This window comes from Longimicrobiaceae bacterium (assembly GCA_035696245.1).
In the GTDB taxonomy this organism is placed as follows: domain Bacteria; phylum Gemmatimonadota; class Gemmatimonadetes; order Longimicrobiales; family Longimicrobiaceae; genus DASRQW01.
In genome coordinates this window covers 1-14,616 of the sequence record DASRQW010000412.1, presented here as the reverse complement: position 1 = coordinate 14,616, position 14,616 = coordinate 1, and the positions used below count along the sequence as shown (strand labels likewise).

At 71.3% G+C, this 14,616-nt stretch carries 9 protein-coding genes; 7 read left to right on the top strand and 2 right to left on the bottom strand.

The genetic code is table 11. The features are described 5' to 3' along the window. The first annotated feature begins 59 nt into the window (after positions 1–59). Entirely contained in the window at positions 60–3,185 is a 3,126-nt protein-coding gene (locus tag VFE05_18425; protein ID HET6232056.1) for a hypothetical protein, read from the top strand. A 432-nt stretch (positions 3,186–3,617) separates the two neighbouring features. Here the strand turns inward: VFE05_18425 and VFE05_18420 are convergent, their stop codons facing one another. After that, entirely contained in the window at positions 3,618–6,494 is a 2,877-nt protein-coding gene (locus tag VFE05_18420; GenBank protein HET6232055.1) for a PAS domain-containing protein, read from the bottom strand. A 430-nt stretch (positions 6,495–6,924) separates the two neighbouring features. Here VFE05_18420 and VFE05_18415 point away from each other — a divergent pair, with 430 nt between their 5' ends. From VFE05_18415 to VFE05_18400, 4 genes are all read left to right on the top strand, one after another. Next, on the top strand, positions 6,925–7,917 hold the full coding sequence (locus VFE05_18415; protein ID HET6232054.1) for a cytochrome b/b6 domain-containing protein: 993 nt from the start codon (positions 6,925–6,927) through the stop codon (positions 7,915–7,917). Beyond that, positions 7,914–8,621 carry a molybdopterin-dependent oxidoreductase gene (locus VFE05_18410; protein ID HET6232053.1) on the top strand — a complete coding sequence of 236 codons (708 nt, stop codon included), beginning with the start codon at positions 7,914–7,916 and terminating at the stop codon, positions 8,619–8,621. Before VFE05_18415 ends, VFE05_18410 begins: the two co-directional genes overlap by 4 nt. A gap of 277 nt (positions 8,622–8,898) precedes the next feature. Next, complete coding sequence (locus VFE05_18405) at positions 8,899–9,459, top strand: dihydrofolate reductase family protein (protein HET6232052.1); 561 nt, start codon at positions 8,899–8,901, stop codon at positions 9,457–9,459. 92 nt (positions 9,460–9,551) lie between these two features. Further along, positions 9,552–10,148 carry a dihydrofolate reductase family protein gene (locus VFE05_18400; GenBank protein ID HET6232051.1) on the top strand — a complete coding sequence of 199 codons (597 nt, stop codon included), beginning with the start codon at positions 9,552–9,554 and terminating at the stop codon, positions 10,146–10,148. A 258-nt stretch (positions 10,149–10,406) separates the two neighbouring features. Here VFE05_18400 and rph read toward each other — a convergent pair whose 3' ends face one another. Continuing rightward, entirely contained in the window at positions 10,407–12,998 is a 2,592-nt protein-coding gene (gene rph, locus VFE05_18395) for a rifamycin-inactivating phosphotransferase (GenBank protein HET6232050.1), read from the bottom strand. A 739-nt stretch (positions 12,999–13,737) separates the two neighbouring features. Here rph and VFE05_18390 point away from each other — a divergent pair. Next, positions 13,738–14,406: a hypothetical protein gene (locus tag VFE05_18390; protein ID HET6232049.1), complete on the top strand. Its 669-nt coding sequence runs from the start codon at positions 13,738–13,740 to the stop codon at positions 14,404–14,406. Next, positions 14,406–14,616, top strand: a 211-nt coding sequence (locus VFE05_18385) for a hypothetical protein (protein ID HET6232048.1), incomplete at its 3' end; no start/stop codon positions are given. The genes VFE05_18390 and VFE05_18385, both read left to right, overlap by 1 nt.

Genomic DNA, 14,616 nt, shown 5'->3' with positions numbered 1-14,616 from the left:
TTCCCCGCCGCCGGGGACGCGGGAGGGCCCACCGTCTTCCCCCGCAGGAGGTCCCGCAGATGCGCACTCGCCTCGTCCGCCCCGCCCACCCAGCCGCGCGGGTGCACCGCCGGGGTGCGCGCGCCCTCGCGCTGGCCATCGCCGTCGCGGGCGGCCTGCTGGCGTCCTGCCGCGACGACCAGCCGCTGGGCGCGCGCGGTCCCTCCGCCGGGGGCCCGGCGGCGCGCGCGGTCACGACGGCCGCGGTGGACGTGTTCATCCACGGGCACCAGGACGACTGGCAGCTCTTCATGGGCGACCGCGTGGCCGCGGCGCTGCCGGGCGACGACCACGTGGTGCTGGTGTACGCCACCGCGGGCGACGCGGGGAACGACACGGCGTACTGGCACGCCCGCGAGCGGGCGGCCCAGGCGTCTGCGGACTCGCTGGCGGGCGCGGGGGCGTGGGCGTGCGCGGTGCAGCCCGTGAACGCGCACGCGTTGCGGCGCTGCGCCAAGGGCAAGGTGGTCGCCTACTACCTGCGCCTGCCGGACGGAAACAGCGACGGGCTGGGCTTCGGCCACGGCAGCATGGAGCTGCTGCGCGACCAGGGCACGGCGCTCGCCGCGATGGACGGCAGCACCGCCTACGCCACCTGGGGCGACCTCACCGGCACCCTGCGCGCGCTGGTGGAGCTGGAGAGCGGCGGGCTGCCCGAGCCCCGCGTGCACGCGCCGGACTGGGACCGCGCGCTCAACCCCGGCGACCACGCCGACCACTCGGCCGTGGGCGACGCGGTGAAGGCCGCGGGCACGGGCGCGGGCTGGAGCCTGTGGTGGTACGCCGACTACAACATCTCCACCCGCCCCGCCAACCTCTCCGCCGCGGACGTCGCGCTGAAGACGCGCTACTTCCGCGCGTACGACGACGTGATGAACGCCGGCGGCTTCGGCACGCTGCTGGCCCAGCAGGGCTACCAGTCGTGGCTGGCGCGCACCTACCGGCGCGCCGAGGTGGCGCCGCTGCCGCCGCCCGCGCCCACCGGCAGCACCTTCGCCACCGACTTCAGCCCGTACGCCGCCGGCCCGCAGCCGGCGGGGTGGTCGCAGCAGTGGGACCCGGCGGCGTTCTGGAAGGTCGTGACGGACCCGTCGGCCACGGGCGGGCAGCTGCTGGAGTGGAATAGCGTGGGCGCCTCGCGCAACCGCTGGGGGCTGAGCTTCGACGGCTTCGGCGACGTGGGCGACCAGTCGGTGCTCACCGACTTCCGCGTGCGCTCGCTGGGCGGCGGCACCTCGCTCTACTACCTGGGCTCGGCCGCGGTGCGCATGGGCGGCACCGCGCCGGACGAGCACGGCTACGCGCTGTACTTCGTGGACAACCAGGCGGCCGGCGTGCGCAGCGTGGTGCTGGCCACGTGGGCCGGCGGCGCGTACCAGCAGCTCGCCGACCTGCCGCTGAGCTGGGAAATGAACGCGTGGTACAAGGTCCGGCTGGTGGCCACGGGCGGCCACATCCGGGCGCGCGTGTGGCCGCGCGACGTGCTGGAGCCGGGAGCCTGGGGCATAGACGCCTTCGACACGCGATACCCGTCGGGCAGGCCCGGCGTGGCGAACCACGACAACGGCGTGATGCAGTGGGACACGTGGTCGGTGGACGTGTCGCCGGCGCCGCCGCCGCCGGTGGGGCAGACGTGGGTGACCACGTTCTCCGCCGGAGCCGGATGGACGGCGCCCGCGGGATGGACGGCCACGTCGGCTCCGGGGAACATGACCTGGCAGCTGGCGCCGGACCCCTCCGTGCCCGACGGGCGGGTGCTGCGGGCGGTGGCGGGCAACATCGCGCGCCACATCCTGCGCTTCGACAGCGTTCCCGACGCGACGACCGACGAGGAGGTGCTCACGCGCTTCCGCATGGGCGACGACGACGGCTACGGCCCCGGCCTGGCCGTGCGCCACACCATGAGCGGCGGCGCCGAGAACGCCTACGTGGCCTACCTGCGCTCGGGCACGGGCGAGATCGAGATCGACCGCTTCGTGGGCGGGGCCTGGGGATGGGTGGGCGCCGCGCCGTTCCCCAACACGCCGGGCACCTGGTACTGGATGCGCTTCGCCGCCATCGGCAGCTCGCTGCGCGCGAAGGTGTGGGCCGACGGCACGCCCGAGCCCGGCGGCTGGACCGTGCAGACGGGCGACGGCTCGCTGGGCGCCGGCTCCGTGGGCGTCTACCTGTACGAGCCCAACACGGTCGACTTCGACGCCTTCAGCGCCGCCACGCAGGGCGGCACCGCGCCCACGCCTTCCGCCGGACCGCCGCCGGCCACGCTGGCGCAGGTGGTGGCGAAGCCGGACTCGTCCTCGGCCACGTCGGGCGCGACCGTCCAGCTCGCGGGCTACGGCGTGCTGGCCAACGGCGACAGCGTGCCCGTGTCGCTGTCGTGGACGGGCACGGGCGGCACGGTGAGCGCGGCAGGCACGTACACCGCCGGATCCGCCGCGGGGACCTACCGCGCCATCGCCACGGTGCAGGGCGGCACGCTGGCGGACACGGTGAAGGTGGTGGTGACGGCCGCTCCGCCGGCGCCGCTCAGCCAGGTGTGGAGCACCACGTTCGGCGGCGACGCCGTGGGCGCGCAGCCCGCCGGATGGACGGCCTCTTCCGCGCCGTTCGGGTCCGCGTGGACGGTGGAGGCGGACGCCACCGCAAGCGACGGGAAGGTGCTGCGCGGCGCGACCACCGTCACGGCGCGCCACATCTTCCGCGCCGACAACGTGAACGTGGACGGCGGCGAGCAGGAGGCGCTGGTCAAGATCAAGCTCGACGCCGCCAACGGCTACGGCCCCGGCCTGGCCGTGCGCCACCGCATGACCAACGGCAGCGAGTCGGCCTACGTGCTCTACCTGCGCCCCGCCGCGGGCGAGATCGAGATGGACCGCTTCCTGAACGGCGGGTGGATGTTCATGACGTCCACGCACTTCGCCAGCAGCACGAACACGTGGTACTGGATGCGGTTCCGCGCATCGGGCAGCATGATGCAGGGGAAGGTGTGGGCCGACGGCACGCCCGAGCCGTCCGGCTGGATGGTGATCGGCGTCGACTCGGCGATCCCCACCGGCGCGCTGGGCGTCTATACGTACGAGCCGGCCAACGTCTCGTTCGACGGCTTCACCGGCGTCTCCGGCCCCGCCACCGCCCCCGCGCCGTAGCATCCGCCGGGTAGGTAGATGGGTAGATGGGTGCGGGGTAGGTAGATGGATGTCGGGTAGGTAGATGATGAAGCGCCGGCGGTCATCGCGACCGCCGGCGCTTCGTCGTTCCGCATCCCCATCGATGGCCGAGGTTCGCCGCTCATCGACCGAACACGAAGCGATGATCGCGCTTCCGTGCTTCTCCCGGCGACGACCGCCGGCGCGTGACGGCATCTCGGGGGAGGCACGATGCCGTCCCCGCATCTTCCATCACGTACGACGAGACGACGGCGTGCACGTCCAACGCCGATCCACCGGCACCGGCTGGAGCTGCTGAACGATGCCGATGCGCCAAAGCGGTTCTCGACCGACCCTTCAATCGGCCGAGAGCCATCGAGAGCCGTGGCTCCGTCTACGGAAAGGCCGGGGGAAACCCGAACGAGGACCGGGCTAGGTGATCGACGCCGCGGGGAGGCGGAGGGTGAAGGTGCTCCCCTCGCCGGGCCGGCTCTGGGCAGACAGCTCGCCGCCCATGCCGCGCGCCAGGTCGCGGGAGATGGCGAGGCCCAGCCCCGTGCCCTCGTGCGGGCGCGTGAGGTCGGCGCGGACCTGCACGAACGGGTCGAAGATGGCGTCCAGCTTGTCGGCCGGGATGCCGATCCCGCTGTCGGCCACGGTCACGCACACGCGGTCCCCCTCGCGGCCGGCGGACATCTCCACCCGCCCGCCGGCGTCGGTGAACTTGACGGCGTTGGAGAGGAGGTTGACCAGGACCTGGCGCAGCTTCTCCGGGTCGGCCCGCGCGGCCAGCATGGGCGCCGGGGCCTCCACCACCAGCGCCAGCCCCTTGGCGCGGGCCTGCGGCGCGACCAGCGACTCGGCGGCGGCGAGCGCCTCGCCGATGCGCACGTCCTCCACCTCGAAGTGGACGGTGCCCGTCTCCAGCTTGGCGTAGTTGAGCACCTCGTTGATGAGCCCCAGCAGGTGGCGCTGGCTCTGCTGGATGCGGCGCAGATCCTCGGCCTGCTGGGGCGTGACGGCCCCGCGGATCCCCATCTCCATCAGCTCCGCGTAGCCGCCGATGGCGTTGAGCGGGGTGCGCAGCTCGTGGCTCATCACCGCCAGGAACTCGCCCTTGGCGCGGTTGGCCGCCTCCGCCTCGGCCCGCGCGGCCTCGGCGTCGGCGCGCGCCCGCTCGCTCACCTCCAGCAGCCGCTCCACGTCGCGGCGGGCCAGCACCTGTGCCGTGATGTCGGACCCGTGCACCACCACGCCCGAGCGGGTGCCGTCTGCCTCGGCGAGCGGCTGGAAGACCATGTCCAGGTAGCGCGGCTCCAGCGGCGCGCCCGGCGTCCGCTGGAGCAGCACCGGCGTCTCGCGGCCCACCCAAGGCTCGCCGGTCTCCAGGACGCGGTCGAGGATGGCGTCGAACCCCTGGCCGCGTATCTCCGGAATGGCGTCCAGCAGGGGCTTGCCGATGATCTCGCGGTGGCCCACGAGCTGGTAGTACGCCTCGTTGACGAAGTCGTACACGTGCCCCTGGCCGCGGAAGGCCACGATGAAGCTGGGCGCGCGGCGGAACACCTCCCGGAGCCGCGCCCGCTCCACCTCCAGGGCCTCCAGCAGCCGCTCCCGCTCGGCCGCGGCCTTCCGCGCCGCGCTCACGTCCTTGAAGAGCACGGCCACCCGGTGCTCGCCCGGCTCGCCGATGCGGAAGGCGTACACGTCGAAGAAGCGGCCCAGCGCCTGGGCCGGGGCCTCGAACCGCGTGGCCTCGCCGGTGAGCACCACGCGGCCGTACGTCTCGTACCAGAACGCCTCCTGGTCCGGCACCATCTCGCGCACGCGCCGGCCCACGGCGTCCGTGAGGCCCGTCTGCGCCACGAACGCGGGGTTCGCCTCGATGAAGCGGTAGTCCACCGGCCGGCCGCCGCCGTCGAAGATGACCTCCAGGACGCAGAAGCCCTCGTCGAGCGACTCGAAGAGCGTGTGGTAGCGGCTCTCGCTCGCGCGCAGCGCCGCCTCGGAGCGCTGCCGCTCCGTGATGTCGCGCCCCTCGGGGACGATCAGCACCACCCGGCCCCGCTCGTCGCGCACGGGGTGGAGCGAGAAGTCGAAGACCAGCACCTCGCCCCCGGGGCGGCGGAGCGCGGCCTCGTGCCGGACGAACTCGCCCGCGGCCGCCTGGGCCACCCACCCGCGCAGCAGCTCGGGGGCGCCCGGCGTGTGCGTGAACCACGGCGTCTCCCATAACGGCCGGCCCACCACGTCCTCGCGCTCCATGTCCGCGAAGGCCAGCGAGGCGCGGTTGCAGTCCATCACCGTCCCGTCGGGCGAGATCAGGCCAATGTACTCGTACGTGCCGTCGTACGTGGCGCGCAGCCGGGCCGCGCTCTCCTCCAGCGCCCGCTCGGCGTGCACCCGCGCCGACACGTCACGCCAGAAGACGGCGACACCCCCTTCGCCGGTGGGGTAGGCGTCGATCTCCAGGTGGCGGTCGTAGCCCTCGCCCAGGTAGTGGTGGGTGACGTGCGCCTCGGTCCCCTCGGCCGCCACCCTGCGGTACGTCTCCTCGACCACCGTGCCCACCGAGGCGGGGAAGGCCTCCCAGTGCGTCTTGCCGCACATCTGGCCGCGGGTCACGCCCAGCGCGCGCTCGGCCGCCGCGTTCAGCGTGAGGATGCGGAACTGGGAGTCCATGGTCAGGTGCTCGTCGGCCACCCGCTCCAGGATGCGCGCGGCCAGGCGCTCGGCGCGCGCGGTCTCGGCGCGCAGGCGGTCGCGCTCGCGCTCGCCCAGCACCCGCTGCGTGGTCTCCTGGCAGACCACGAGAGTCCCCGCGACCCCGCCGTCCTCGTCGTGCACCGCGCTGTAGCTGTACGTCCACCACACGTCCTCCAGCCGCCCGTTGCGCTGGATGGGGAGATACTGGTCCTCGTGCCACGTGGCGGGGCCGCCGCTCATCACCTGCCCGATCTGGGGGCCGATCGTCTCCCAGATGTCGGTCCAGAACTCGCGCCCCGGCATGCCCAGCCCGCGCGGGTGGCGGCCGTCCTCGCCCAGCGACGGGCGGTACGCGTCGTTGTAGAGCTGGATCAGCTCCGGCCCCCACCACAGGAACATCGGGTTGCGCGATGCGAGGACGATCCCGGCGGTGGTGCGCAGCGTCTGCGGCCACGAGCGCGAGGGGCCCAGCGGGGTGGCCGCCCAGTCGAACGCGCGGCAGAGGGCGCGCATCTCTCCCGGCCCGCCGAAGAGCGGGTCGTCGCCGAGCGGGTGCTCCACGCGCTGCTCCGCGGGCACAGCCTGGTGCACTTTCTCGATCATCCCTGGGGGGTTTCCCGTGGCGAAGGTCCCGGGTCCGGCGGGTGGTTCCGGGTGACCGCGCAAGATGCGTCCCACGGCTCGTACGCGCACGTGGATGCGAGCGCCTGCCGCCGCGGCGCCGCGGCCGAGCGGTGGATCGCCATCGGCCACGACAAGATCTGTCGGACGATGGCGACGGGTCAACAGGCATCGCGACTGCCAGCGCGCACTCGTTTCCGCGGCCTCGTATCTTCGCTGACGATGCGCCGCTCATCCAGGGAAGATGGAGTGAACGGGTGCGCTCCCACACTTCTCGGGCGAGAAGACGAGCGACTGTGCGACGGCATCCCGGCGCGTTATGATGCTGTCGTCACCTCGTCCGTCCACGCATCCGACGACGACGCTCTCCTCCCGGCGCGCCCGCGCCGCCCCTCGCCCCGAGGCGGATCCCATGACCGCATCTCCCGACCATCCCCCGCCGCCGGACGAGCCCGCGCCGGACACGCCGCCCCTGGAGGCGTCTCCCGATCCGACGCGGCCGGATCTAGTCGAGCCAGCCGCCCCCTTCACGCATCCCACCGCGCCGCATCCCACGGCGTCGTATTCCTTGCCGTCCGCCTCCGCGCTCGCCGATCCGCCGCTGGGGATGCAGGCGGTCTCGGCGGTCCCCATCTACCATCCGCCGGCCGAGGGTGCCGGGGGCGACGGCGGGGCGCGGCCCCGGAAGCGGCATCACTGGGTCGTGCGGCTCACGCACTGGGTGAACGCGGTGGCGCTGGCGGTGATGGTGGGCAGCGGGCTGCGCATCTTCAACGCGTACCCGGCGTTCGCGCGCAAAGGTGAGAGCTTCTGCTGCTATCCGTGGGCGGGGAAGCCGATCCCCCGCGCGCTCACCTTCGGCGGGTGGCTGGGCGGCGCGCGCAACTGGCACTTCGCGATGATGTGGGTGCTGGCGGTGAACGGCCTGATCTACCTGGCGTTCATCTACCTGCACGGCGAGTGGCGCGACCTGGCGCCTCGCCGCAACGACCCGCGCGACGCATGGCAGATGGTGAGGTTCTACCTCTTCGCGCGCCGCGACCACCCGCGCCAGGGCAAGCACAACGCGCTGCAGAAGGGCGCGTACTTCGCCATGCCATTGGTGGGCGTCCTGGCCGTGCTCACCGGCCTCGCCATCTGGAAGCCGGTGCAGCTCGCGCCGCTCACGGCGCTGTTCGGCGGCTACGTGTGGGCGCGCTGGTGGCACTTCGTGGTGATGTCGCTGCTGGTGATCCTGGCGCTGGGCCACGTCTTCATGGTCTTCGCCGTGGACCCGTACTCGCTGCGGTCCATGCTCACCGGCCGCTACGACCCGTCGCTCTCGCCCGAGGAGCGCAACGGGCGGCCGTTCTACCACCTGCTGCCCCGGTCGCGCGGGGCGGCCGCGAAGGAGGCGGGGCGATGATGGACCGGCGGCGGTTCCTGGGCGCGGGCGCGGCGGGCCTGTCCGCCGCCTTCCTGGCGGCGTGCGACAGCAGGGGTCCCAAGGCGGCGCTGGGCGTGCTGCGCTGGGCCGAGCGGCGCAACGAGGCGGTGGAGCGCGCCCTCTTCCGCCACACGTCGATGGACGAGGCGGCGGGCGCGCGCCTGGCCGGGAACGCATTCCCCGCGTACTTCGTCTCGCCCAGCGTGCCCGTGTGGAACGAGGCCCAGCGCGGCGCGTGGGCGCTGGAGGTATCCGGCGCGGTGAAGCGCCCGCTGCGGCTCTCCGCGGCGGACCTGGCGCGGCTGCCGAGCGTGACCCAGCGCGTGGACCACTACTGCGTGGAGGGATGGACGGCGCGCACGCAGTGGACCGGCGTGCGCGTGAGCGAGCTGGCGCGCATGGCCGGACTGAATCCCGACGCTGTGTATGTGGACTTCCAATCGTTCGATGCCGGCTACCACGAGAGCTGGGACCTGGAGAGTGCCCTGCACCCGCAGACGCTGGTCGCCTACGGGCACGAGGGAAAGCCGCTCTCGGCCTACCACGGCGCCCCGGCCCGCGTGCACTCGCCGGTCAAGCTCGGCTACAAGAACACCAAATACCTCACCAAGATCGTGTTCCTCCCCCACCGCAACGGCGGCTACTGGAGCGACCAGGGCTACGAATGGTATGGGGGGACGTGACTTTCGGAGACGTGGGCGAGGCGGTCTCGAAGGCTCACGCTCGTCGTCCACAGCCACGGATTTGCCGCCCCGAAGCGGCGCGCGTGACAGGTTTCATGGCAACTCGGCTGCGGGCGCGGTTTGGGCCCGCTCACCGGTTGCCCGTGATAAGCCACGAACCATTTTCCCCGTTTCGGAGGGGTTTGTCGCGTCCCCGACCCAGGTTGGCCCAGGCTTCTCCGCGGGAGAGTGGCCGGCCTCTTGTTGATCGCTGGAATCGACTGACGGAGGTTGCACGATGGCCAAACTGATCTACTCCGCGGTCATGTCGCTCGATGGTTATGTCGCGGATGAAACCGGCAACTTCGATTGGACGGAGCCAGATGAGGAAGTGGCCGCCTTCGTTATCAGCCGCGAGAGGCAGATCGGCACCTATCTCTTTGGCCGCAAGCTGTACGAGACGATGTCCGTCTGGGAGACACCGGAGGTGTTGCCCCCTCTGACACCGGCCATTCTGGAGTACGCATCGATCTGGCAGGCGGCTGAGAAGGTCGTGTACTCGACGACGCTGCAGACGGTCTCTACGGCCAGGACGCGGCTCGAGCGCAGATTCGACGCGGAAGCTGTACGGGAGCTCAAAGCAGCAGCGACACGCGATGTCGAAGTGGGCGGCTCGGCGCTCGCGGCGCATGCCATACGAGCCGGCCTCGTCGACGAATTTCACCTGTTGATCGCGCCGATCATCATTGGCAGCGGCAATCCCTATCTGTCAGGCAAGGTGCCGGTGAAGCTCGAGCTTCTCGGTGAGCGCAGGTTCGGCAACGGCATGGTTCACGTTCGATACCGCGCGAAAAGCTGACGATGGGCGGTGAGATCGCCGAACACCGAAGCTCTTTTCGTACTCCGTACGATCCCCCGGACGCGGTCTCCATCTCCCGAAAGGAGCATGCGATGTCGAAGGTTGTCGCAATCATGTCCATGTCGCTCGACGGCTACGTCGCCGACCCCGACGATGGCGTGGCCGAAGTGTTCGACTGGTACATGAGCTCGGGCGACGTCGAATTCCACACCGGAGGGTCGGACCCCATGACGTTCAAGGTGTCCGAGCCGAGCGCCGACCACCTTCGCGGTCTCTGGTCCGAACTCGGTTCCGTGCTCACCGGCCGGCGCACCTTCGACAAGGCCCACGGCCGGGGTGGAAATCACGCTTGGGGACCGGCATTCGTACTTACCCACCACGTCCCCGCCGGATGGCCGCGACCCGACTCGACCGTACACTTCGTGACCGACGGCATCGAAAGCGCCATGAGCCAAGCCAAAGCCGCCGCCGGCGGGAAGTCCGTCGCCGTCCACGGCGCCGACACCATCCAGCAGTTGCTGAATGCCGGGCTCCTCGACGAGATCAGCGTCGACATCGCTGCGGTCTTTCTCGGCTCAGGCATTCGACTCTTCGACCGCCTCTCCGGCACGCCATCCGTCCTCGGCAACCCGACGGTGATCCAGGGCGTCGGCGTCACCCACCTGCGCTACCCGGTACGCAAGGCGTAGTCGAACCCCAGCCATCCTCGCCCGGCGGTGAGCTTCAGCGCGGTGAGACGTTCACACGGGAGGGCGCCACGACGTCTTGACAAGTAGGGCGCCGGCCAACTTGGATATTGCGGCTGATGAAGCCCTCGCTGCGCTCGGGACCTCGCAGCTGAATACTGATCGTTAGGCCGCTGGGCAAACATCGCGGCAGCCGCAGGTGAGCCCTCCCCCTGTGGATGCCGTGTGTGGGACCACCCGTCGCCTTTCGGGTTGGCCCGGCTAGGGCAGGATCTCGACGTACCCGTCCGTTCCGTGGACGCGGATGCGCTGGCCGTCCTGGATCAGGCGGGTGGCGTGCTCCACGCCAACGACGGCCGGCAGACCGTACTCCCGCGCGATCACCGCGCCGTGGGTCATAAGGCCGCCGACTTCCGTCACCAATCCCGCAATCGCAACGAACAGGGGCGTCCAGCTGGGGTCCGTGTAGGCGGTCACCAGGATGTCACCCGGTTCGAGATCCGCCTTCGCCATGTCCAGGATCACGCGGGCCCGTCCCTCGACCGTCCCAGCGGAAACCGCCAGGCCGACCAGCGCACCGGCCGGCAGATCGTCGCGCCGGTACGTCCCGGCGACGGCCTCGCCATCCGACGTGAGCACCCGGGGCGGCGTGAGCGCCTGATACGAACGGAACGCGTCCTTGCGCTGGCGGATGAGCCGGTCATCCACCTGGTTCGTGCGCACCGCGTCGTGCAACTCCTGGAACGTGAGCCAGAAGATGTCTTCCTTCTCACGAAGCACGTGGGCCTGCACGAGGCGCCCGGCTTCCTCCAGCAAGGCCTGCTTGTAGACGAAGTAGCGGCTGACGATGCCGTACTTCGGATATTCCCGGTACCCGGCGAAGGTCCGGACCCGGTCGATCATCCGCTTGGTCTCTTCGGCTTTCGCGTCTCCGGCGGGCAGGGCCCGCAGGCGCGCCAGCAGCTCCTGCTCCTTCTTCCACGCCTCCCGCCGCCCCTGCTCGAAGCGCCGCGCGCCGGCGCCCGGCTCGAAGTTCCTGACGTTGCCGAGGATCATGGGCAGGAGCGTGGTGGGGCGTTCGCTCCAGCGCGGCCGGGTGATGTCGATCTCGCCAACGCCGCGCATGCCGTACTTGTCGAGCCAGCCCTGAATCGCGTCTCGCGCTTCCCGCCCGCCCGCGAGCGCGGGCAGCTCGTCGAGGTAGCCCTCGTTGTCGCCGGCGCGTTGCAGGAAAGCCACCACGTCCGGATGCGGCCGGATGACGTCGGCAACGTCCAGCAGCGCCAGTCCCATCTCCGAAGTGACGTTGTGGGGGACGGACTGCGTGAGCGTGTCGGCCGCGTTCTTCTCGCCCAGCCACGCCTGCAGCCGCTCGTTGAGCCACCACGTGGCCTCCATCCCCGCCATGATCGCCTGCATGCTGCGCGGCTCGCTCAGAACCCGCTTGTGCTCCTGAAAGGCCTCCACGAGGAAGTCGAACAGCGCCGGTCCGGATTTCGTCCGGATGTCGCGCTTCAGGGATGCGAGAGAAGCCTGGCTGCGCTCGATCAGCTCGGCGACGATGGCCGGATCGGTCTCGATCGGTGCGGGTGCGCCGCCCGCCGGCGGCCCGCCGGGACCCGCGTCCGGGAGCGACGGGATGAAGCCGCGGTCGATGATGGTCTGCAGCGCGTCCCCGATGAGCGGATCGGACTTGCCCGCCATCCCCAGCAGCCCCGCGCGGCCCGCCGGTGACGCCAGGGCACGCGTGACGTCCACGAACAGCCTCCCGCCGGCCTCGTGCATCGGCGCCATGGCCGTCAGCTGCCAGACGGAGATCCCCAGCGGCTTCATGGGGTCGGTCATCATCTGCTGATGGCCGACGGAGAGGTAGACGTGGTTCTCGCCGTCGCCGGCCGCGGGGATGGGGAACAGCGTTGTGATCGGCCGGCTCTGGACGATCTGAAAGTCGTCGTCCGCCAGGCACCATTCGATGTCCTGGGGGCGGCCGAAGTGCGCTTCGATCCGCCGGCCCATCTGCGCGAGCCGCACGACCTGCGCGTCCGTCAGCGCCGCCTGCTCCTGCCGCCCCGGCTCGATCGCCTGTTCGTGCGTCCCGCCCGCCGGGGAGGCGAGGATGGCGAGCCGCTTGGTGCCGACCGCCCCGGCGACGACCTCGCCGTCGCGCACCTTGTAGACGTCCGCGTTCACCAGGCCGGAGACCAGAGCCTCGCCGAGGCCGAAGCTCGCCTCGACGGAGGCGACCTTCCGGTTGCCCGAAACGGGGTCCGCCGTGAACAGGATGCCCGCCGCCTGCGGGAAGACCATCCGCTGCACGACCACGGCCATGTGGACCTTCCGGTGGTCCACGCCGTTCCGCAGGCGGTAGGTAACGGCCCGGTCGGTGAAGAGCGAGGCCCAGCACCGGCTGACGTGCCGGAGGATCGCCGCCCGCCCTACGACGTTCAGATACGTGTCCTGCTGGCCGGCGAACGAGGCCGTCGGCAGGTCCTCCGCCGTCGCGCTGGATCGGACGGCGTAGGCTTGCTCGCCGAGTCGCGCGAGCGGGCGGATGATCGCCGCCGCCAGATCGTCGGGGATGGCGATCCCTTCGATGATCCGACGGACTTCCAAGCCGAGCGTGCGGATCGCCTCCCGGTCGTCCGGCTTCAGCCGGGAAAGCCGCTCGATCAGGTCGCTGATCGACGGCGCTTCCGCGATGATCCGCTGGAAGGCTTCCGTCGTCACGCAGAAGCCAGCCGGCACGCGGATGCCTTCGATCCGCGAAAGCTCCCCCAGGTTCGCGGCCTTGCCGCCAACGACCGCGACCTGCGTCTGGTCGATCTCCTGAAAATCCAGCACGTAGCAGTCCATTTCGTACCTCCCGTTTCCACGGATTCGAGCCCCGTCCGAGGACTTTCGCCCGACAACTCTGCACCCGGACCCGGGCCTTCCCGCAAGCCGGGGGGTGAGCTATAATTTGAACGTGGCGAGGAGGGATACTCCCTTTTTGCTTCCGGCACCGATGTAAAACCGACAGGGCGCAGGGGAGACCATCCCCGCGCCCTTTGTGCGTTCGCCAGCGCCGCCAGCCGTCACGGTCAAGCGCTTCACCGCCCCCAATGCCGTGAGCGACCGTGGTGATCGGACATCCGACGCCGTAACCGTGCGGTTCGGGCTCACCGACGCCTTCTCCGCCGACGACGTCCCGCCACGCATCGCGCTGACGGGTCGGGCTGGCGGAGATCGCCGCCGCAGCGGCGTTCGCGATGGCGCGGCTGATCTCGTGAGCAGGGGCCGTGCGGGTGCCGTCCGCCCCGCGAGCCTCCCACGGATGGCGTGGAAGGCTCTTCGGCGTGTACGGGCCGGCACCGTGCTCCCGTGTGACGGACGCGGGGCCGGACTCGTCGGAGACGGAGCGGACCGGCAGGCAAAGGCGCCATCCGGCACCTCGCATCTCATCGTCAGACGCGTTGCCGTACAACGGTTTACGATGGCCCGCGAGCCGGCCGCAAGCGGGGAACGACCGAAGCCGCGCCCGTGTACCTCACCCCGTCCGCGGCATGGGCGGCTGGCTGCCGGGACCACACCATCCTCCACACGCGGGAGCCACATGCTTCACATCGCCTGCGCAGTGCTGGCCCTTGCCGCAGCGGACACGGGCCATGCCGCCCCTCCGCCCGAGCCGCAGGCCGCCGCGACGACAGCCGCTGCCACGGCCGGGGCAGCCGCCCGCGGGACCCCCGTCTCCCCCGTCCGCCTGCTCGCCGCGGGCCAGCCGGCACTCGCGCCGTTCCGGCCGGCGGCGGCGAACGCGCCAGGAGACACGGTGCCGAGGCCGAAGCTGGTGGACTATTCGGAAGCCTACGGCAAGCGGCTGCGCATCCACCGCCTCGCCAGCTACGCCACGCTGCCGCTCTTCGCGGCGCAGGCCATCACGGGCGAGCAGTTGGCGCGCAAGGGCACGGACGCGCCGGGATGGGCACACAGCGCGCACGGGCCGCTGGCCGTCGCGCTGGGCGGGCTGTTCGCGGTGAACACGTATACGGGCGGGCTGAACCTGTGGGAGGGCCGGCACGATCCGGACGACCGCACGCGCCGCTTCGCCCACGGCTTCCTGATGCTGGCGGCCGACGGCGGGTTCGCGGCGACGGCGCTCCTGGCCAACGGCGCTCGCGACAACCGCTCGCGCCGCAACGCCCACCGCGCCGCGGCGTACACGTCCATCGGCGCGACGCTGGTCGGCTACGCGATCATGCTCCCGCCCTTGCGGAGGAACTGATGGTCGGACTCGTGGAAGCGCTGGCGTCCTTCGCCAAGCCATGGTCGGAGCTGTACGAGAAGCAGCCCGTGGTGCAGGGCGCGGTGACCTTCCTTCACCTGGCCGGCATCCTTGCGGCGGGAGGGCTGGCGGTCGCCGCCGACCGCGCCACGCTCCGCGCATCCCGCGGCGCGCCGGAGGAACGGGGGATGGCGCTGCGCGAGCTGGGCT